This is a genomic window from Streptomyces sp. NPDC004788 (assembly GCF_053601115.1).
In genome coordinates this window covers 44363-65007 of record NZ_JBSGBF010000011.1, presented here as the reverse complement: position 1 = coordinate 65007, position 20645 = coordinate 44363, and the positions used below count along the sequence as shown (strand labels likewise).

16 protein-coding genes are annotated in these 20645 nt (G+C 73.7%); 9 read left to right on the top strand and 7 right to left on the bottom strand.

Features of this window, described 5'->3' with window-relative positions; genetic code table 11:
- Positions 1-128: 128 nt before the first annotated feature.
- Positions 129-971 carry a bestrophin-like domain gene (locus ACWEJX_RS07990; protein WP_451606672.1) on the top strand — a complete coding sequence of 281 codons (843 nt, stop codon included), beginning with the start codon at positions 129-131 and terminating at the stop codon, positions 969-971.
- Here ACWEJX_RS07990 and ACWEJX_RS07985 read toward each other — a convergent pair.
- A complete protein-coding gene (locus tag ACWEJX_RS07985; RefSeq protein WP_451606671.1) occupies positions 862-1971 on the bottom strand; it encodes a LacI family DNA-binding transcriptional regulator in 1110 nt (369 codons plus the stop codon). The genes ACWEJX_RS07990 and ACWEJX_RS07985 overlap by 110 nt on opposite strands.
- A gap of 184 nt (positions 1972-2155) precedes the next feature.
- Here ACWEJX_RS07985 and ACWEJX_RS07980 point away from each other — a divergent pair, with 184 nt between their 5' ends.
- Both ACWEJX_RS07980 and ACWEJX_RS07975 read left to right on the top strand, forming a co-directional pair.
- A complete protein-coding gene (locus ACWEJX_RS07980; RefSeq protein ID WP_451606670.1) occupies positions 2156-4432 on the top strand; it encodes an RICIN domain-containing protein in 2277 nt (758 codons plus the stop codon).
- 90 nt (positions 4433-4522) lie between these two features.
- Positions 4523-4738 (top strand): hypothetical protein, encoded by a 216-nt coding sequence (locus tag ACWEJX_RS07975; protein ID WP_451606669.1) that lies wholly within the window; start codon positions 4523-4525, stop codon positions 4736-4738.
- Here the strand turns inward: ACWEJX_RS07975 and mgtA are convergent.
- From mgtA to ACWEJX_RS07960, 3 genes are read right to left on the bottom strand one after another with little or no spacing between them, the layout of a single operon-like run.
- Positions 4717-7389: a magnesium-translocating P-type ATPase gene (gene mgtA / locus ACWEJX_RS07970; protein ID WP_451606668.1), complete on the bottom strand. Its 2673-nt coding sequence runs from the start codon at positions 7387-7389 to the stop codon at positions 4717-4719. The two genes, ACWEJX_RS07975 and mgtA, sit on opposite strands and share 22 nt — an antisense overlap.
- On the bottom strand, positions 7373-7765 hold the full coding sequence (locus ACWEJX_RS07965; protein WP_451606667.1) for an ArsR/SmtB family transcription factor: 393 nt from the start codon (positions 7763-7765) through the stop codon (positions 7373-7375). The genes mgtA and ACWEJX_RS07965 overlap by 17 nt, the downstream gene beginning before the upstream one ends.
- Before the next feature lie 58 nt (positions 7766-7823).
- Positions 7824-9695 (bottom strand): CASTOR/POLLUX-related putative ion channel, encoded by a 1872-nt coding sequence (locus ACWEJX_RS07960; RefSeq protein ID WP_451606666.1) that lies wholly within the window; start codon positions 9693-9695, stop codon positions 7824-7826.
- A gap of 204 nt (positions 9696-9899) precedes the next feature.
- On the opposite strand from ACWEJX_RS07960, the gene ACWEJX_RS07955 reads away from it, so the two are divergent.
- The gene (locus ACWEJX_RS07955; RefSeq protein ID WP_451606665.1) at positions 9900-11171 is read left to right on the top strand and encodes an FAD-dependent monooxygenase; all 1272 of its coding nucleotides are present in this window, start codon (positions 9900-9902) and stop codon (positions 11169-11171) included.
- On the opposite strand, the gene ACWEJX_RS07950 is transcribed toward ACWEJX_RS07955, so the two are convergent.
- Positions 11154-12635, bottom strand: a complete 1482-nt coding sequence (locus ACWEJX_RS07950; protein WP_451606664.1) for an NAD(P)/FAD-dependent oxidoreductase — start codon at positions 12633-12635, stop codon at positions 11154-11156. The genes ACWEJX_RS07955 and ACWEJX_RS07950 overlap by 18 nt on opposite strands.
- Before the next feature lie 163 nt (positions 12636-12798).
- A complete protein-coding gene (locus ACWEJX_RS07945) occupies positions 12799-13752 on the bottom strand; it encodes an NmrA/HSCARG family protein (protein ID WP_451606663.1) in 954 nt (317 codons plus the stop codon).
- 322 nt (positions 13753-14074) lie between these two features.
- On the opposite strand from ACWEJX_RS07945, the gene ACWEJX_RS07940 reads away from it, so the two are divergent.
- On the top strand, positions 14075-14818 hold the full coding sequence (locus tag ACWEJX_RS07940; protein ID WP_451606662.1) for an aspartate/glutamate racemase family protein: 744 nt from the start codon (positions 14075-14077) through the stop codon (positions 14816-14818).
- Positions 14819-14887: 69 nt separating this feature from the next.
- Positions 14888-16579 (top strand): PucR family transcriptional regulator, encoded by a 1692-nt coding sequence (locus ACWEJX_RS07935; protein WP_451606661.1) that lies wholly within the window; start codon positions 14888-14890, stop codon positions 16577-16579.
- A 12-nt stretch (positions 16580-16591) separates the two neighbouring features.
- Here the strand turns inward: ACWEJX_RS07935 and ACWEJX_RS07930 are convergent, their stop codons facing one another.
- Positions 16592-17179 (bottom strand): isochorismatase family protein, encoded by a 588-nt coding sequence (locus ACWEJX_RS07930; protein ID WP_451606660.1) that lies wholly within the window; start codon positions 17177-17179, stop codon positions 16592-16594.
- Positions 17180-17374: 195 nt separating this feature from the next.
- Between ACWEJX_RS07930 and ACWEJX_RS07925 the strand changes: the two genes are divergently transcribed.
- The 3 genes from ACWEJX_RS07925 to ACWEJX_RS07915 are packed head-to-tail and all read left to right on the top strand — an operon-like array spanning position 17375 to position 20580.
- Positions 17375-18703 (top strand): serine hydrolase domain-containing protein, encoded by a 1329-nt coding sequence (locus tag ACWEJX_RS07925; RefSeq protein ID WP_451606659.1) that lies wholly within the window; start codon positions 17375-17377, stop codon positions 18701-18703.
- Positions 18704-18724: 21 nt separating this feature from the next.
- The gene (locus ACWEJX_RS07920) at positions 18725-19666 is read left to right on the top strand and encodes a serine hydrolase (RefSeq protein WP_451606658.1); all 942 of its coding nucleotides are present in this window, start codon (positions 18725-18727) and stop codon (positions 19664-19666) included.
- Positions 19663-20580, top strand: coding sequence for a serine hydrolase (locus ACWEJX_RS07915; protein ID WP_451606657.1), 918 nt, complete (start codon positions 19663-19665; stop codon positions 20578-20580). The genes ACWEJX_RS07920 and ACWEJX_RS07915 overlap by 4 nt, the downstream gene beginning before the upstream one ends.
- Positions 20581-20645: the final 65 nt, after the last annotated feature.

Here is a 20645-nt window from a genome sequence, read left to right as displayed (position 1 = left end):
CGAATCGGACGGAATCCGCACGCGGGCGGCAACCTCGCGTTCCCCCACCCACACGGGCGAGTGACGCACAGCCGCAAGGGTCCGCGGGAGCGCTCCACCCGGGCCACGCGTACCTAGACTCCGGCCACATGTCCCTCTGGCTGCTCAACCACTTCAGCACCTTCACCCTGACGGTCTTCACCGTCGGTGCCACGGTCGTCCTCGCCGTCGTCGGCAGCCTGCTGCTCCGGCGCCGGTACCCGTCGCTGGCGCAGGGGGAGCACAACGACATGGTCGGGGTGACGCTGGGGATGTTCGGGGCGATCTACGGGATCATCCTCGCGTTCGTCATCGTCACGCTCTGGACGCAGCTGGACAGCACGCAGACGATCGTCGCCACCGAGGCGACCGACGTCGCCCTCATCGCCCGGGACGGCGCCGCCTTCCCGGCACCCGTCCGGGAGGACCTGGACAGCGCGCTCAGTGGTTACGTGCACGCTGTGGTGGACCAGCAGTGGCCCAGGATGCGGGCGGGGCAGCCGAGTTACGGGGCCACGGAGAGCCATCTGGTGAACGCCTTCGAGGTGCTGCAGGGGTACGACCCGAAGGGGCCGCGCGAGGAGGTGTTCTACGAGCAGGCCGTCGGCCACCTCAACGACGTCGCGGGGCAGCGGCGGGCCCGGCTGAACATGGCCGAGCAGGAACTCCCGCCGCTGCTGCAGCTCCTGGCGTTCGGCGGGGCGATCGTGCTGATCCCGCTCACCTTCCTCTACGGCATGCGCAAGCTGCGGATCCAGCTGCTCTTCGTCGCCTCGGTCGCCGGGCTCATCGGCTTCAGCCTGCTCCTGGTCGTGGTCCTCGACCGCCCGTTCGCCGGCGACCTCAGCGTGAGTCCGGCGCCGTACAAGGAGGGAGCGCTGGCCCGCTACTGGGATCCGGCGCAGACGGGTGTGGGGGCGGGGCCTGCGGCCGGGGAGCCCGCGCACCGGTGACCCGGGGCGCGGCGGCCGTGCTGTCGCCCGGCACCAACTCCGGCAGGAGCAGCCGCGGTTCGCGGCCCGTGGGCGTTCCGTTCCTGGTCGCCCGCAGGAGCAGCTCCACGGCCTGCCGGGCCATCTGACGCTTCGGCAGCACCACGCTCGTCAGCGGGGACCGGGACAGCAGGCCCTCGGGCGTGTCGTCGTAGGCCACGACCGACAGGTCGTGCGGCACGCGCAGTCCCGCCGCGCGGGCCGCCTCCACGGCCGCGGCCGCGAGCACGTCGTGGGTGGCGAAGAGGGCCGTCGTGTCCGGGGCCGCGCGCAGGGCGGCGCGGGCCGCCGCGAGGCCGCCCTGGAAGGTGGGTGCGGCGGCGGTGTGGACGGCGCTGTCTGGCACGGCGATGCCGTCCTCGGCGAACGCCCTCCGGAAGCCCTCCACCCGTACGGTGTGCGCGGGGCTTGCCAGGACCGCCACGCGCTCGTGCCCGAGCTCGCGCAGATGGCGGCCGGCCAGGCGCCCGCCGTGCGTGTAGTCGAACGTGACGACCGGGAACCCCTCGGGCGGCGCCGCCTCCCACGCGCACAGCACCACCGGGAAGCGGGCGCCGGCCAGCAGCGGCAGATGGCCCGTCAGCCCCTGGTCGCCGGCGATCAGGAGGGCGTCGACGGAGCGGCTGGTGAGGCTCGCCAGATGCCGGCGGGCCCGCTCCCCGTCGAGCCGCGTGGTGCACAGGAGCAGGTGGTGGCCGCGCTCCTCCAGGGCGTCCTCGACCTCCTCGACCACCTCCGCGTAGAACGGCGTCGAGACGGTCGGCACGAACAGGCCGACCGTGCGGGTGCTGCCCGTCGCCAGCGAGCGGGCGACGAGGTTCGGCACGTAACCGAGCTCGGCGATCGCGGCGCGCACCCGCGCCTCAGTGGCCGGGCGGACGCCGACGCGCCCGGTCACGACGTTGGACACGGTCTGCTTGGTGACACCGGCGCGCTCCGCCACGTCCTGCATGGTCACCATGGCCCGCCCCCGTCCTGCCCCCGTCGAACCGCTCGCACGGGCTCGCAACGTAGCCCCGCCCGATCTCGTGGTCAAGGACGCCCGCCCCCTTGTTTTACCGGTCAAAGAACCCCTAGGGTCCGTGCCACCAACGGCGCCGCGTGGTCCGCACGACTTCGAACACCCCCTCCGACAGGGAGTACTCGTGACACTTCCGCGCAGCACATTCGCGGGCAGACTGACCGGTGCGCTCGCCGCCGCGGCGCTCGCCCTCGCGGCCGGCGGCACGCTCGCCACGCCGTCGTCCGCCACGGCCGCGTCCGCCGGCGCCGGCAACACCGCCACGACCGGCACCGCCACGTACACCGTCACCGTGGGCGCCAAGGGCTCCTGGACCCACCCCGACGACACCCCCGCCGCCCCCTACGTCGACAAGGACGGCACCTTCTACTTCCAGCAGTCCCACGCCCTCTACGGGGCGAACGACTCACGCCAGTGGAACTTCTTCACCGGCGGGAACATCGACACCGCCGCCCGGTCCGGCACGATCAGCGACGCGGTCGACCCGGCCAACTCGAACGACCGCAACAACGACACCACGTGGCGCTGCAACAACAGCCCCACCGGCGTCGAGTCCACCCAGGCGCCCGCCGGCAGCGGCTACGCCCACCGCAACTACTGCGACCTGGCCGGGGTCTGGGTCGACCCGGACACCGGCGACTGGTACGGCCTCGTGCACAACGAGTTCACCCCGCAGCCCTTCGGCGACGGCGTCCACTACGACGGCATCGACTACGCCGTCTCCACCGACCAGGGCCGCACCTGGACCGTGAAGGACCACGTCATCACCTCGCCGTACAGCACCAGGCGCGGCGACACCACCGCCTTCCCGCAGCAGACGTACCACTACGGCACCGGCGACCCGCGGCTCTTCGTGGACACCGCCTCCGGCTACTTCTACGCCTTCTACGGCTCCCGGATCGTGAACAAGGGCGGCGGCTGGGCCGCGTTCTACGGCCATGTCGCCCGCTCTCCGATCTCCTCGAAGATGGCCCGCGGCTCCTGGCAGAAGTGGTACGGCGGCGCCTGGACGCAGCCCGGCGTCGGCGGCCGCGAGAGCACCATGGTGCCGGTCGGCGCGAGCAGCACCACGGGGTACGTGCCGACGGCGAAGGAGTACGACCCCGCCAACGCGGGCACGGTCAGCCAGCAGGTCGCGGCCGGCCTGACGCCCCCGACCTCGCCGCTGTTCGTCATGGACATCACGTACAACGCGTACCTCGGGCTCTACATCGGCGAGCCGCAGGCCGTCGACCAGAGCGGCAACGCGCCCCAGGAGCTCTACGCCACCGACGACCTCACCACCCAGAAGTGGTTCAGGCTCGGCGACACCGGCAGCTACAAGACGGCCTCCTGGTACCGCTGGTTCCTCGACAGCGGCAACCGGACCGCGTCCGGCATCGTCGGCCGGAACTTCCGCGCGTACTGCTCCTTCGGCTGCTCCGGCGGCTCCAGCAGCGAGTACGTCAACCTGAGCATCGACACCAGCGCGCCCGCCGCGCCCGTCGACACCACCAAGACCTACCGCATCGCCAACGCCGACGGCCGCGTCCTCGCCCAGGCCGCCACGGGCAGCCCGGCCACCACCTCGCTGCCCGCCGCCACCGGCTCGGCCCTGGAGTCCTGGACCTTCACCGCCAAGGGCGACGGCTCCTACCGCATCGCCAACGCCGCCAGCGGGCAACTGCTCGGCGTCGACGCCTCCGGCACCGGCGGCCGCGCCTGGGGCGCCAAGCCGACGGTGGGCCCGGCGGGCGCGGGCGGCTCCACCGTGGGCCAGGAGTGGTTCGTCGTCCGGGGCGCCTCGCCGACGGACAACGCCGCCACCGGCACGTACAAGCTCGTCAACCGCTACAGCGGTCTCGTCGTCGGTCTGTCCGCCGACACCTCGCGCACCGCCGAGACCACGCCCGTGCGCAGCTGGACCAACAGCACCGGCAACGCGGTGGGCGGCAGCCGCACGGCGGGGGAGCAGGCCCTCACGCTGACGGTGACCGGCACCGCCACCACCGACCTGAACGGCGTGCACACCCTCACCACCGGCGGCAAGGCGCTCGACGACCCCAACAGCAGCACGGCGGACGGCACGCAGCTCATCACCTGGAACGCGAACGCCGGCGCGAACCAGAAGTGGACCTTCACCCAGCAGTCCGACGGCACCTACGAGCTCAGGAACGGCGCCTCCGGACTGTGCGCCGACATCGACGGCGGTTCCACCAGCGCCGGCGCCCGCGTCATCCAGTGGCCCTGTCACGGCGGCACCAACCAGCGCTGGACCGTCACCCGGCTGTCCTCCGGCGCCTACACCCTCGCCTCGGCGAAGAGCGGCCTGCTCCTGACCACGGCGTCGACCGCGAACGGCGCCCTGGTCACCCAGCAGCCGGACACGGGCAGCGCGTTGCAGCAGTGGACGCTCGGCTGACGGGCCGGTCCTCCCCGGCTTGAGCGTCGACACCCCTTGATAGTTCAATAGTTGCGCAAGCTTTGAAGTCGCGACGCGGGGGTGGACGACATGACGGACCAGGAGAGCGCGCTGCTCCTCGGCGGCCCCGCGAGCGGCATGCGCGTGACGGTGACCGGCCGTCCGCGCATGCTGCTCGTGACCTACCCCTGCCCGGTCGACGAGACCGACGCCGCGGTGCGGGTCGACGCCTTGCACGTCTACCGGCTCGACCCGCACCCGGTGGACGGACCGCCCCGGTACGGCTACGACCCCGCCAGCCCGTAAGGGGCCTCGCGGCGCCGCGCGACGCGCAGCGCCACGGCGTACAGCGCGAGGACGGCGGCCAGCAGCACGTAGGACGACGACGGCAGCGGGGCCATCGCCAGCATCGGCCCCAGGGGGGTCAGGGGCAGCACGAGGCCGACCGCCGCGAGGGCGGCGGCCGCGCGGCGGACCGGGCCGGGCGGCGCGCCGTCGCCGCGGATGCCGCGCAGCACCACCATGACCAGCGCCTGGGTGAGCAGGTTCTCCGTGAACCAGCCCGCGTGGAAGAGCTCCTGGGCCCGGTCCGACGTCCAGGTGCTGAGCACGAGCACCGCGAAGGTGGCCACGTCCGCGACCGCGTTGAGCGCTCCGAAGCCCGCGATGAAGCGCAGGAAGCCGCGGTGCCGCAGCCGGACCGGGCGCCGCAGCGCGGCCGGGTCGGGGCGGTCGTAGGCGAAGGCGAGCTGGGCGGCGTCGAAGCACAGGTTCTGCACGAGGACCTGGGCCGGCAGCATCGGCAGGAACGGCAGCAGGAGCGCCGCCGCGAGCATCGCCGTGACGTTGCCCAGGTTCGACGACAGCGTGACGCGCAGATACGTGGCGATGTTCGCGCCACAGAACCGGCCCGCCGCGACCGCGTGGTCGACCGCCGCCAGGTCCTTCTCGGCGAGGACCACGTCCGCCGTCTCCCGTACGACGTCGACGGCGCCCTTCGGACAGATGCCGACGTCCGCCGCGTGCAGCGCGGGCACGTCGTTGGCGCCGTCGCCGAGGAACCCGGTCACCTGGCCCGCCGCGCGCAGGGCGGCCACGATCCGCGCCTTGTGCTCGGGGGCGCAGCGCGCGAAGACGGTCGTACGGGAGACGGCCTCGGCGAGCGCGGCGTCGTCGAGCCGGTCGACGTCCCCGGCGGTGAGCACCCGGCCCGGATCGAGGCCGAGTTCACGGCAGGTGTGGGCGGCGGTGCCCGGATGGTCGCCGGTCAGGATCCGCACCGCGACGCCCCGCTCGGCGAGACTGCCGAGCGCCGCGGCCGCCGTCGGGGCGAGGGCGTCGCGCAGCACGACGAAGCCGAGGAAGGCGAGGCCCCGCTCGTCGGCCGGTGTGTACTCCCGGCGGCGGGCCGGGCGGTCGGCGAGCGCCACCGCGAGCAGCCGGGCCCCCGTGTCCGCCTCCCGCGCCGCCCACGCGAGCAGCCGCTCGCGCTCGGCCCCGTCCAGGACGCACCGTTCGAGCACCTGCTCCACCGCGCCCTTGACCACCAGGATGTCCGTGCCGAGCCGGCCCGGCCGGCGCACGACGGCGGTCGCCAGGCGCCGTACCGGATCGAAGGGCAGCGCGGCCACGCCGTCGCAGTCGTCGAGCGGGTCGTCCAGCGGGACCGCACCGCCCGCGCTGCCCGCGACGGCATCGGCTGCGTCGAGGACCGCCTCGTCGAGGGCGTCGGGAGCGGGCAGTTCGGCGAGCTGGAGCGTCCACCAGGCGTTGACGCCGGCCCAGCGCAGCACCTCGGGCGCGTCCCGGCCGTGCGCGTCCACCGCCCGCACGACGACCGGCCGGTCCTGGGTCAGGGTGCCGGTCTTGTCCAGGCAGAGCGTGTCGACCGCGCCGAGGTCGTGCAGCGCGGGCAGCCGCTTCACGATCACCTTGTGGCCGCGGGCGAGCCGGGCGGCTCCCCGGGCGAGCACGGTCGTCACCACGACCGGCAGCATCTCCGGCGTCAGCCCGACCGCCACCGCCACCGCGAAGGGCAGCGTCTCCAGGCCGCGCCCGTGCAGCGCGGCGCCCGCCATGAGCACGAGCGGCGGGGTGAGCAGCATGAAGCGGATCAGGGTCCAGGAGATGCCGTGCACCGCCTGCTCGAAGGCACTGTCCCGGCGCCGCCCGGCGGTTCGCTCCTGCCCGTGCCCGTGCCCGTGCCCGCGCCCGTGCCCGTGCCCGTGCCCGTGCGCGGAGGCGAAGCGGGTGCGGGCGCCGGTGGCGACGACCACGGCCGTCGCGCTGCCGTACGCCACGCTGCTGCCGAGGAAACACAGGTGCGGCCGGTCGAAGGGGCCCGGTCCGGCCCCGTCGGGCGCGTCGAGCGGATGCTTGGCGACCGGCGCCGACTCGCCGGTGAGTGCCGCCTCGTGCACGCGCAGACCGCTGGCGCGTAGGAGCCGTACGTCGGCGGGCACCAGGTCGCCGGGGCCGAGCCGGACGACGTCGCCCGGCACCAGCTCCGTCGCCGGGATCTCCCGGGGCGGCGGCGCCGGCCCGTCGGGCGCCGGGCGGCGCAGCACCGTCGCGGTCGCGGCCACCGACTCGCGCAGCGCGGCCACGGCCCGGTCCGCCCGGTGCTCGCCGGTCGAGCGCAGCAGACAACTGACCACGACCAGGGCGAGGATCACGCCGCCCGTGCCCCAGGCGGCGACGGCCGTCGATATCAGGCCCAGGCAGAGCAGCACCGCGGTGAACGGGTCGCGCAGCGCGCGCAGGAAGCGCCGCGGCCGGGACACCGGACGTAAGGCGGGCAGCACGTTCTCCCCGTGCCGGGCGAGCCGCCGCTCGGCCTCCTCGTCGGTCAGGCCGCGCGGTCCGCTGTCGAGCCGGCGCAGCAGCTGGAGCGCGGTGAGCGAGGTGAGCGCTTCGGGTGCCGGGGCCGGTGCGGTCGTCTCAGGCACCGGTGCCATGGCGCCGTACCGGTGTGCGGGTGCTGAGCCGGCCCACCATCACCCGTACCACCGCCACCACGTCGGGATCGTCCACGGAGTAGACCTGCCGCCGGCCCTCGCGCCGGGAGCCGACCAGGCCCGCCAGCTTCAGCTTGGTCAGGTGCTGGCTGACGGCCGGCAGCGCGCCGCCGACGCGTTCCGCGAGCCCCGTCACGTCGCTCTCGCCCTGCGCCAGCGCCCACACGATGTGCAGCCGCGCGGGCGAGGAGAGCAGTCCGAAGGCGGCCGCGGCCTTCGCGAGGACCTCGGCCGGAGGATCCGCGAACCCGTCTGCGGCTCCGTCTGCGGCTCCTTCTGCGGCCCCGTCCGCGAACCCGCCCGCGACTGCCGCCACCCCTGCGCTCCTCTTCCGGCCCGGATCGAAGCCCCAAGTCTACGGGGGGACGCGCCGGCTACTGCTCGGCGAGGACGACCACGGCGTCCCGCGGGCCGAGCACCAGCGGGGCGGTCTTCGACGGGTTGAGGAAGATGCCGTAGGTGGGCGGCTCCTCGCTGTGCCGGGCGAGGCGGTAGCCGATCGCCGTCTCGCCCTCGCGCCGCGCCGCCTCGACGACCGTGGCGAAGTTGGCCTCGGCGCCCGGCACCACGTAGTCGGACGCCGGCTTGAGGTAGATCTCGGAGCCCTCCGGGTTGAAGAGGTCGGCGAAGACGTCGTACAGCGCGCGGTTCTCGGTCAGCTGGGTGAGCAGCAGGCTGATCACCTTGGTGCTGACGATGAAGTCGTCGGCCTTGGTGACCTGGGCGACCTCGCGGTTGGCGTCGTCGTTCATCTCCGTGACGATCGAGTACGGGTCGCCCAGCGCGTCCTCGATGTCGCGCAGGTGGAGCAGGGTGACGAGCGTCCGATCGTCGGCGGGGCCGGGGGCGACGGTGTCGTCGGAGAGGACGACGATGTGGCGGTAGCCGCCCAGGTCCAGGGCTTCGAGCGAGGAACGGCGGGTCGGCTCGCAGTACTTGTAGCCCACCGTCAGGTTCGTCACCGGCTGGTCGAGCGCGGTCTCCGGCCGGCGCGGCGCCGCTATGTCGAGGGTGGAGCCGGGCCACACGAAGCTGTCGAGCAGGGTGACGAGCTTGGCCGTCCGGGAGTTCTCGCCGATGAGCAGCGTGCGGTCGAGGGCGGGCGGCTGGGCGGGCGCCGAGGTGATGGCCTCCTCGACGACCCGGGGGCGGGTCCGGGCGGGCCGGATCAGCAGGTCGTCCTCCGCGATCACGAGGAGCTGGTCGCCGGCGTGGACGACGGTGTCCATGGCCGGATTGACGAGCACCTCCCCGCCGCTCCGGCGCAGCCCGGCCGGCGCCCCGATCTCGAAGGCGTGCAGGGCCTCCCCGTACGTCCTGCCGACGAGGGCCGGTTCCTCGCGGAAGTAGAACTCGTTGCCGACGAAGCTCAGCAGCTCGTTGAAGACGCCGGACAGGCCGGTCTGGCGGTGGGCCTGGGCGATGAGGCGTACGGCGATGTCCTCGGCGTCGATGACGAGCGCGCCCTCGCCCGCCGCGAGCCGGGCCGCCGCGAGGTTCTCCGAGTCGTGCACGGCGGCCACGATGTGCGGGCGGGCGCCCCGCCACGTACGGCTGTGCAGGAGCAGCAGGACCTTGATGACCTCGACGTCCCGGTCATGGCCCACGGACGGCAGCACCATGACCGACTTCGCGGTGTCCGGGCTGACCAGTTCCAGGTCGGTCCGCACGAGCGGGTTGCCGGAGCGGCAGATGACCCGGGTGCTGCCGGTGTCCGGGATCCGCGCCCGGATCGCGTCCTCCATCGCGACCTTGTCGCGGTCGGCGAGGATCACCACGCACGAGCGCCGCTCGCTCTGGTTGGCCTCGACCAGCTCGGCGACCACGGTGAAGACCTGGTCCGACCAGCCGAGCACGATGGTGTGTCCGCGCTCGATCAACTGCGAGCGTCCCTTGCGCAGTTGGTCGATCTTCTGGTTGAGACCGGTGGTCAGCACACCGATGAGCGCGCTGACGATGAAGATGCCGCCGATCGTGACGGCGAGCATCAGCCCGAGGAAGACGGGGCCGCCGGTGTCGCCGCCCATGGTGCCGGCGTCGAGCGTGCGCAGCAGGCTCATCCACGCGACGCCGAGCCAGCCGCCGTTGTCCTCGGCGTCGGTGTCCGTGAACGCCACGACCAGCGTGGACACGAGGGTGATGAGCAGCAGCGAGGCCAGCGCCAGCCAGCTGATCAGCGCGGGTGTGCCGCGGTCCATCGTCCCGTCGAACCAGTACCGAAACCGGGTCCGCAGCCTGTCGCGCACCGCCGTTTTCCTCCCCGTGACCGCCGCCGTGAGTACCGCGTGATCATTCTTTCACCCGGGGCTTCCGGCGCTTGACGGGGTCGTCGCACCGTTCCACCCGGTCCCGGCGGCCCTTGACAAACGGTCATGCTCCTGACAGCAGTGGGCTCTGCACCGACCGGAGCCGAACTCACCGCAGCACACCCACAGGGGGGCGATCAGCGCATGACCGAGCCTGAGAGCACGGGACACGACTACGACGTCGTCATCAGCGGAGCGAGTCTCGCCGGCAGCGCCGCCGCGATCCTGCTCGCGCGCCGCGGCGTCAGGGTCGCACTGCTCGAACGCCGCTCGGACCCCGAGGCGTACAAGGTGCTGTGCACCCACTCCCTCACGGCCAACGCCTACCCGGTCCTCGACGAACTCGGCCTCGTGCCGGCGCTGGAGAAGGCGGGCGCGGTCCGCAACGAGGCGCGCTGGTGGACGCGTTGGGGCTGGATCGAGCCGCACGCCGCGAAGGCGGGTCCCGAGCTGCCCTACGCGTACAACGTCCGGCGCAGCACCCTCGATCCGCTGATCAGGTCCCTGGCGGCGCGGACGCCCGGCGTCGAGCTGCTGCTCGGCCACCAGGTGACCGGTCTGGTCCGGGAGGCCGGGCGCACCGTGGGCGTCCGGGCGTCGGGCCCGGACGGCGCGCGCGAGATCCGGGCCCGGCTCGTCGTCGGCGCCGACGGCAAGGACTCGGCCGTGGCGAAGCACGCCGAGGTGCCGACGCGCAGGCACGAGAACGCGCGGTTCGGCTATCTGGCGCACTTCCGGGATCTCCCGCTGCCCGGCGGGATCGGCCAGACCTGGTTCCTCGAACCCGACATGGCGTACGCGTTCCCGAACGACGACGGGGTGACGGTCCTCGCCGTGCTCCCGGGCAAGAAGCGGCTGCCGGCCTTCCGGGAGGACCTGGAGGGCAGCTTCCACGAGTTCGTCCGCGCCCTGCCCGACGCGCCGCCCATCGACTGCGCCGAGCGCGTCTCGAAGATCATCGGCACGGTCGACTACCCGCTCGTCACCCGCGAGCCGACCGCGCCCGGCCTCGCGCTGATCGGCGACGCGGCCCTGACCGGCGATCCCCTGTGGGGAGTGGGCTGCGGCTGGGCGCTGCAGTCCGCGCAGTGGCTGGCGCAGGCGGTCGCCCCCGCCGTGACCGGCCGCGGCGACCTCGACCGGTCCCTCGCCGCGTACGCCCGCACCCACCGGCGCCGACTGCGCGGCCACCAGTCCGTCGCCGTCGAATTCGCCGCCAGGGCCCGCCCGTTCAACCCGGGGGAGCGGCTGATGTTCTCGGCGGCGGCGCGCGACGAGGCGATGGCGCGGCACATGTACCTGTTCGCGTCCCGGCTGATCGGTCCGATGCGCTTCCTGAACCCCGTCGCACTGGCCAAGGCCGTGGCCATCAACCTGAGGCATCGCGGCGCGGCCGCGTCACCGGCACGGCCCTGATCCCTCACGCCCGCGGGCCGCCAGGCGGTCGAGGTACCCCTGGACGAGTTTGGCGAGCGCGGGTCCATGCTCGTAGCCGAGCGGAGCGAGCTCCGGGGGCAGCACGTAGCCCTCGGGCATCCGCGCGTACGTCTGCTCCATGAGCTGCCGGTGGGCGTCGGCGAGCAGACCGGGCCAGTCGCCGGTCAGCGGCGGGCGCATGCGTGACTCGGCCGCGAGCGCGGAGTGGTGCGCCGCGGCCTCCTCGACGGCGTCGGCGGCGGACCGGTCGGCGATCGGCGCGCGGTCCGGCCGCCACGGCGCCAGCCACGGGCTCGGCGGGCCGCCCAGGACCTCGGCGGCGAGTTCCTGGGCGATCAGCGGGGAGGCGTGCAGCCCGTCGCGGTGGGTGCCGGTGGCCACCCACAGGCCCGGGCGCCCGGCGTTCCCCAGCAGCGGATGCCCGTCGAGGCCGACCGGGCGGTTGCCGTGATGGAGCCGGCCGACCCGGGCGCCGCTCAGGCCGTGGTGCAGCTGCCCGAGGCCCGCGTCGAGGAGGAAGCGCAGCGCCCCGGCGGTCGCTGCGTCGCCGGGATGCAGGGCGGGCGAGGCGGAGGCGCCGACGTACCAGCTCCCGTCGGCCTGCGGGACGGCGTGCAGTCCGCACGCGTACGCGCGGTTGGGCGTGCGCAACACCACCGGAGGCACGGGTCTCCCGGGCCGGAGGGTGACCGCCGTGCCTTCCGCGGCGACCACCGGCAGGACCGGCAGCTCCGGATCCACCCCGTCGAGCAGACCACCGGTCCACGCCCCGGCCGCCACGACCACCCGGTCCGCCCTGAACCTCCCCGCACGGGTGGCCAGTTCGTACGTGTCGCCGTCGGCCCGCAGCCGCCCGGACCCGACACGGCGCACGTTCGGCAGCGCACGCAGCGCCGCGTCCAGGTTCTCCAGCCAGCGCCGCGCGTCCAGGAACCGCTCCCGCGGCAGGAACACGGCCCGTAACGCCCGGTCGTTGTCGAGCGGCCGGTAACCGGGTACGTCGGCGGGGGAGACGTCCTCGACGGGCAGGCCGTGGCGCGCCCCGGCAGCCCGCACGGCCGGCAGCGCCGACTCGTCCAGCGGCCCGGACACCGCGTTGAGCAGCAGGTACGTCCCCGCCCCGTAGCCGTCCGGCCGCGCCGCCGTCCCGGCCCGCTCCCGTACCGCCGCGCGCCAGGCCGGCCAGCGCGCCGCCGCCTCCACGGCCATCCCCAGGCGCAGCTCCCCGTGCCGCGTCCGCACCCCCGCCGCCGTCACCTCGCCGAGCACCCCGAGCATCGCCCCGGCCGCCGACGACGCCCCCGGCCCGCGCCGCCCCGACACCACGACCCGCAGCCCGGGCTCGGCCGCCGCCACCGCGTACGCGAGGGAGCGCCCGAGCACCCCGGCACCCACGACCAGCACGTCCACGTCGGTCACGTCGGTCACGTTCACGTCCGCCACAGCGTCCCCTCCGTAGGCACCGGCTCACAGGCTTCCCCCGGCGCGCGAGGTCACACGCCCGGCGTCAGAGGCCCCCGGGGACCCTCGGCGTGCCCAACGCCGTGCGCGGCGCGCGGCCGACGCCGTAGCGCCCTGGGCCCCCGGACCGCCGGCAGCGTACGGGTCACGCCCAGGCGGTGCGGAGCTTCTCGTGGTGGGCGGCGAGCCAGGTCGCGAAGTCCTGGAGGGCCGGGTTGAGGTCACGTACGGCGGTGAGGTCCCGGGCCGCCGTGAAGCGGTGCTCGCAGTCGGCGTAGTACTGGAACATGTTGCCCGTCTCGTCGGCGCCGGGGAATCCCTGGGCCCGCCATGCGTCGGGGGTCAGCGGCCGGTAACTCACGGGTTCGCCGACCGACTCGGTGAGGGCCGCGGCCATGTCCGCCACCTTGAGGTGCTCGCCGGCGATGCTGACGGTGGCGGCGACGAGGTCGGTCCCGCGCCGGAGGACGGCGAGGGCGGTCCTGCCGATGTCCTCGACCGCGATGCCGGAGAGCCGCCTGTCGCCCATGGGGTAGGCGAGCAGGTGCACGCCGTCCTCGCCGCGCCGCGGGGCGAACGGGCCGAGCAGGTTCTCCCAGTAGAACGTCGTGCGCAGGAACGTCGTCGGCACGCCCTCCTCGGTGAAGTAGTGGTCCGCCTCCGCCTTGCCGTCGAAGTGGGGCACCTTGTAGTGGCCCTGCAGGGTCGGCATCCGCTCGTCGTCGAGGGGAACGCAGTCGCGGGTGTCCTCCAGCGTGGACCAGATCGCGTGCTGCACCCCCGCGTGCGAGGCGGCCCGGGCCACGGCGCGGGCCTGGGCCTTCTCGCGTTCGGCGGACATGTGCTCCCAGAAGTTCGTGACCACGAACGCGCCGTACGCGTGCTCGAAGGCCGGCGCCAGACCGGCCTCGTCGTCCATGTCGGCCCGGACGACCGCCACACCCAGCCGCTCGAGCTCCTGTGCCGCGTCGGATTCCGGGTGCCGGGTGACGGCACGGACCGCGAAGTCCCCGTCCCGGTCGGCCAGGACCGCCCTGACGAGACCACCGCCCTGCTGCCCGGTGGCACCGATCACGGTGATGATCCTCTTGTCGGTCATGATTCGATCGCCTCGCACGTCTTCCCCGGCGCGTTCCCTCCTTGCGCAGGGGCATGCACACGGGCATGCGCCTGGGACTGCGGCCATCAGCGGCCCGGACGGCCGCCGCCTGGTTCGACGAGGTCCTGCGGCGACCGGCGACCGGCGATCGGCGTCGTCCGTTCGACCGAACCCGATGCCCGGCGCGGGGGTGTTCCGGCGCCCGGTACCAAAGCCGGGCGGACCTTTCGGCCTCGGCGACGACGCCCCGCCGTTCCGATCGGACGACGATCGCGTCGAGACCCCGCTCGGTACGGCGGGAAGAACCGAAAGGCTGCCCCGCATGCGTCACGTCACCCGCCCGACCCTCGGCATCCTCGGCGGGATGGGCCCCCTCGCCACGGCCGACTTCTACCGGCGGCTCGTCGAACGCACCCCGGCGGGATCCGACCAGGCGCATCTGCCCGTCCTCATGTGGGCGGATCCGGGCGTCCCGGACCGGACGGCGGCGCTGCTCGGCGAAGGGCCTTCGCCCGTTCCCGCCCTCGTCGAGGGTGCCCGCTGGCTCCAGCGCGCCGGAGTCAGCTGCATCGCCGTCCCCTGCAACACCGCGCACGCCTACGTCGAGCAGCTGTCCAGGGCCACCGGCGTCGAGGTCCTCGACATGATCAGGGCCGCCCTCGAGGCAGCCGCCCGCCGCACGCCTGGGCTTGAGCGCGTGGGCGTCCTGGCGACCCGGGGGACGCGCCTGACCGGGCTGTACGAGCGGGCCGGCGCCCGGCTCGGGCTCGACGTGGTCCAGGTGTCCGGCCCCGTACAGGAGGAGTACGTGGACGCCGCCATCCGCGCGGTCAAGGGCGGCGCCGACCCAGCCGGGCCCGAACGCTGGATCGCCACCGCGACCGACAGCCTCAAGGAGCGGGGCGCGCAGGCGGTGGTCGCCGCCTGTACCGAGATACCACTGATCAGCTCGGCGGCATCCCGCGTGCTGCCGCTGGTCGACTCGACCGACGCCCTCGCCGAAGCCGCCGTCGCCCGCCTCTGGCGACCCACGAGCGCCGTTCGTATCGGCGAACGAACCAGCTGACGTATCCTCGTCCGCACGCACCACCTCGCAGGGCTGCGCGAGTCCTAACCTGCGGAGATGATCAGGCACATGTCGACGCACCCCGCCCGCAGCCTCAGCCGGGTGCTCGAGGACTTCGGCCACACCCTCCTGGACCTGCTGTACGGCGATCCCGACGCGGCCGGCGAGATCGGCGGCGTCGGCATCCACGATCCGTACGACGAACAGCACTACCCGGAGCGCGCCATCGTCCTCGGCGTCGGTGTCCACGGAGCGGAGGAGACCGCCCGGCTGCTCCGGCATCTCGCCGCCCTCGGAGCCACCGCCCTCGTCGTCCGCGGCCCCGTCGACGACGCCGACGAGCTGGAGCCGGTCGTCGACGAGACCGGCGTCGCTCTGCTCGCCCTGACCCGCGGAGCCTCCTGGGCCCAGCTCGCGGCCATGCTGCGCACCCTGCTCGCCGAGGGCGACGTGGGCAGTGCGGGGGAGGGCGAGGAGCAGACCCTGGGCGGGGTGCCGTCCGGAGACCTCTTCGCCCTGGCCAACGCCATCGCCACCCTCCTCGACGCCCCCGTCACCATCGAGGACCGCCGCTCCCGCATCCTCGCCTTCTCCGGACGCCAGGACGAGGCGGACGCCCCCCGGGTGGAGAGCATCCTCGCCCGCCAGGTGCCCGAGCGCTATCTGCGCCACCACGAGGAGCACGGCGTTTTCAAGGAGCTGTACCGCAGCGAGGGCCTGGTGCACGTGCCCGCGCCGACCCTCGGCGACGAGGTGGCCCTGCCCCGGGTCGCCGTCGCCGTGCGCGCCGGCGACGAGTTCCTCGGCTCCGTATGGGCCGCGCTGCGCAAGCCCCTCACCCCGGAGCGCGAGAAGGCTTTCCTGGAGGCGGCGAAGCTCGTCGCCCTTCACATGCTCCGCTTCCGGGCCGGTACGGACGCCGAGAACCGGCTGCGGGCCGACCTCGTCACGACCGCCCTGGAAGGCGGGGCGGGCGCGGTCGAAGCGCTCGGCCGGCTCGGACTCGTCGACGAACCCACCCTGGTCCTGGCCATGGGGCTCGCGCCCGAGCGGGGCGAGGACCACGCCCACGTCACGGCCGAGCGCCAGCGCCTGGCCGCCGCCCTGGCCGTGCACCTCACCGCCGTACAGCCGCGTTCCGCCGTGGCGCTCCTCGGCGACGTGGCGTACGCGCTCTTCCCCGTCCCCGGCGACCGCGCCCACGCCCGGGAACGCGCCCAGCAGGTGGCGGCGAACTTCCTCCAGCGCACCGGCGACCGGGCCGGCGCCGTCATCGGGATCGGCTCGGTCGCCGAGGAACCAGCGGCGCTCCCGCGGTCCCGGGCCAACGCCGACCGGGCCCTGCGCGTGCTCTTCACCGGCCGGACCGGGAAGCGGGTCGCCTCGATCGCCGACGTGTACGTCGACGCTCTGCTCCTGGAGATGCGGGACCTGGCCGTCGCCAACCGCGACGAACTGTCCGGCCCCCTCGCCCGCCTCGTCGCGTACGACGCCAAGCACAACGCCCACCTGGTGGAGACGCTGCGGGCCTGGCTGGACGCCTTCGGCGACGTGATCACCGCCTCGGCGAGCGTGTTCGTCCACCCCAACACCTTCCGCTACCGGATCCGCCGGGTGGCCGAGGTCGGGGAGATCGACCTCCAGGACCCGTCGGCCAGGTTCGCCGCGATGCTGCAGCTGCGCCTGCTGGGACCGGGGCAGACGCAGAGCGGCGGCGGCACCGGGACCGAAGGCCCGGGCCCCGCCGCCAGGCTCGACTGAGCGCCGGCTCGGTCAGAGCCGCACGCCCGGCGGGAGTGTCAGGTCCGCGTGGGTGTCGTGGAAGGCGTCCGCGTCCTGGATGGTGCGCACCCAGTCGTAGAACAGTTCCTTCGTGGACAGCGTCTCGATGCCCCGGCCGGCCAGGCGCCGCAGGCCCCGTTCGTGGGCCTGAGCGGGGGAGTACGCGGCGTCGTCCACGACCACCACGCGCTTGCCCGCGTGGTGCAGCTGGATCGCCGAGTGCGCCACGCAGATGTCCGTCTCGATGCCGACCAGGATCATCGTGGTGCGTCCGGTGGCCTCGATCGCGGCGGCGATGTCGGGGTTGTCCCACACGGCGAAGGCGTTCTTCGGCAGCGTGACCGCCCTGGCCGGCAGCGCCTCGCGGATCTCCGGCACGGTGTGGCCACTGGCCGCCGGGTCCTCCTCGGTCACCACGACCGGGATCTCCAGGCGGTCCGCCACGGACGCGATCCAGGCGATGCGCCGCACCATGTCGTGGAACCGCTGCCGGTCCACGTCGAGCCGGTGCGGCGGGTAGAAATCGGTCTGCACATCGATGATCACCAGGGCGCAGTCGTCGCGGTCGATCAGCGGCATCGTCGTCTCGTCTCCTCGTACGTCGGGTGCACGCCACCCTAGAAACGCCGGACGCCCCCGGAGTCGTCCACCGGGACAAGCTCCGACCTGCACGTTCGTATCCCCGTACGAACCATGCCGGTGCCTTCGTACGTACGCTTCCGGCCAAGCTCACCGAGCCGCAACCAGACACACCGAGCCACCCGGAGGGCGAGCGTGAAGGCCGACATCGAGCAGCACTGGACGAGCCGCCTCGCGGCGCTCGCCGCCGACTCCGAGGCGCCCGGCGCGAGCCTTGCGTTCTGGTACGGCGGCGAGCTGTACGAGTGCGCCACCGGCGTCCTGAACACCGCGACCGGGGCGCCGGTGCGCACCGACTCGCTGTTCCAGATCGGTTCGGTCACGAAGGTGTGGACCGCGACCCAGTTGATGCTCCTGGCCGAAGAGGGCCGTGTCGCGCTGGACACCCCCGTCGCGGAGATCCTGCCGGAGTTCAGGGTGGGCGACCCCCGCGCCACCGAGGCGATCACCCTGCGCCACCTGCTCACCCACACCTCGGGCATCGACGGCGACCTGTTCCTGGACACCGGGCGCGGCGACGACTGCCTGCGCCGGTACGTCGAGGCGTGTGCCGACCTGGAGCAGACCTTCCCCGTCGGGGACTCCCACTCGTACTGCAACTCCGGCTTCGTCATCGCGGGCCGCGTCGTCGAGCGGCTCACCGGAAAGGTGTGGGACCAGGCCCTGCGCGAGCAGATCTGCGACCCGCTCGGCCTCACCCACACCTGGACGCTGCCGGAGGACGTCCTTCGCTTCGGCGCGGCCGTCGGCCACGACGAGCAGGGCGCCGTGGTGCCGCAGTGGGGACTGCCGCGGTCCGTCGGCCCCGCGGGTCTGATCTGCGCCCGTGCCGCCGACGTGGTCGCCTTCGGCCGGGCCCACCTGACCCCCGGAGCGCTCCTCGCCGACCCCGCCGCCCTGCGACAGGCACAGGTCGATCTGCCCAATCCGCACGGCGGCGGGCGGCAGTGGGGCATCGGCTGGAGCCTGGACGAGTGGGACGGCCACCAGGTCGTCTCCCACACCGGCGACACCATCGGCCAGCACGCCGCGCTCTGGGTCCTGCCCGAGCTGGGGACGGTCGTCGCCGCGCTGATCAACGGCGGCCGGAGCGTCGAGTTCCAGCACCGTCTCGTCACCGAGCTTCTCGGGGACCTGCACGCGATCGACGTCCCCGCCCCCGTCGCCCCGCCCGAGCCGCCCGTCCACGTCGACGTCGAACCCTTCACCGGTGTGTACGAGCGGGCCGGCAGCAGGATCCACGTGACCGCGCACGAGGGCGGGCTGCGCCTGCGGACCGAACCCACGGGCATCCTCGTCGGCCTCGCCCGGTCCCGCACGCTCGACCTCGTCGCCGTCGACGCGACCACGTTCGTCGGCCGCGACGAAGGCGACTCGATCTGGGACGCGGTGGTGTTCGAGCGGCGCCCCGACGGCACCTCGTACCTCCACTACAGCGGCCGCGCCACCCCCAAGACCAGCTGATCTCCGCAGGATTGGATCGCCATGGCACCACCTTCCACCGCAGATGCGGCGACCTCAGCCCTTTGGGCCATCTTCGACGAGGCCGGAGTCGAGGGCTTCGTACACGCCCGCGACGTCGACGACGCCGACGGAGACCGCGAGGTCGCCTTCCGCGCCGACGCCCCCGTCATCGTCGCCTCCGTCCGCAAGATCGCCGTTGCCCTCGCCTACGCCCGCCAGGCGGCGGCCGGAGCCCTCGACCGGGCCGCCCGCCACACCATCACCGCCGCCAACCGCGAGGGCGGCGGCATCGGCACCGACAGCTGCCGGCACGACGTCACCATGAGCACCCGTGACCTCGCCTTCTTCATGCTCTCCATGAGCGACAACGCGGCCACCGACAAGCTCATGGAGATCCTCGGCACGGACCGGGTACGCGCCGTCGCCGCCGAACTCGGCTGCCCGCGCCTTCCGGTCGGGCGCTACCGCGAGCTGTGGGACCCGGTCTGGGAGGAGCTCGGCCTCGACCCGGACGGCGACATCGACGCCCAGCTCGACCAGGTGAGCGAGGACCGGATCAGGGGCCTCGCCATGCTCGACCCCGCCCGTTCCGCGTCCAGTACGCCACGGGAGATCACGTCCATGCTGACGGCGATCTGGCGCGACCGGGCCGGACCCGCCGAAGCGTGCGCCGAGGTACGGGAGCTCATGAGCCAACAGCTGTCCGTGCACCGCCTCGCCGCGGGCTTCGACGCGGACGTCCGCGTCGCGGCCAAGAACGGCTCCCTGTGGGGCGTCCTCAACGAGGCCGCCGTCGTCGAGTACCCCGACGGCGGCCGCTACGCCGTCGCGGTCTTCCTGCGCACCCCCGCCCTAGGCGGTCGCGACCCTGCCGCCGACGCCGCGATCGGCCGCGCCGCACGGACCGCCGTCGACCACCTGCGCCGCCCGTCGGCCGAGAGCACCTCCCAGGAGACAGCATGACCACAGCCGCCGCGCAGTCGGCCGGGGCTGAGCAGACCCGCACCGCACTCTCGTACGTCTTCGCGCAGGCGCGGGCCGAAGGCTTCGTCCACGTCCGCGACCTCGACACGGGAGCGGAGTTCGGCCACGGCGCCGACACCCAGGTCGTGCTCGCCTCCGTCTTCAAGATCCCCATCGCCCTGGAGTACGCCCGGCAGGCGGCGGCCGGGGAGCTCGACCCGGCCCGGCGCCACACCGTCACGTCCGCCTACCGGGCCGGCGGCAGCGGCACCGACGGCTGTGCCCACGACGTCGAGATGAGCGCCCGCGACCTCGCCTTCATGATGATGACGATCAGCGACAACGCCGCCACCGACCTGCTCCTGGACGTCGTCGGACCCGAACGGGTCCGCGCGACACTGGACGAGCTGGGCTTCCCCGACTTCGGGTTCTCCTCCTGCGCCGCCCTGGACGACGACATCCGCCGGGAACTCGGGCTCGATCCGGACCGCTCCCTCGACGACCAGCTGGCGGGCGTTCCCGACGAACGGCTCCTCGCCCTGCGCGCCTGCGCCCCCGGCAGCAGCCCGTCGAGCACCCCACGCGAGGTGACCGCGCTGCTCGCCGCGATCTGGCGCGACGAGGCCGGGCCGGCGAGCGCCTGCGCCGAGGTCCGGGACATCATGGGCCAGCAGGTCTGGCAGCACCGCCTCGTCTCCGGCTTTCCCGAACCGGGCGTGCGGCTCGCCGGGAAGACGGGCACCGACTTCGCCGTGCGCAACGAGGCCGGCGTGATCGAGTACCCGGACGGCAGGCGGTACGCCGTGGGCGTCTTCCTGCGTACGTCGACCGCGGCCACGCGGCAACCCCTCGCCGACCGTGCGATCGGTCGCGCCGCCCGGGCCGCCGTCGACCATCTGCGCGCCGGAACCTGAACGCCCCCGCTCGTGCACGCCGCCCCTCCGCACGGACCCGCCACGCCCCGGACCGCATCGCCCGC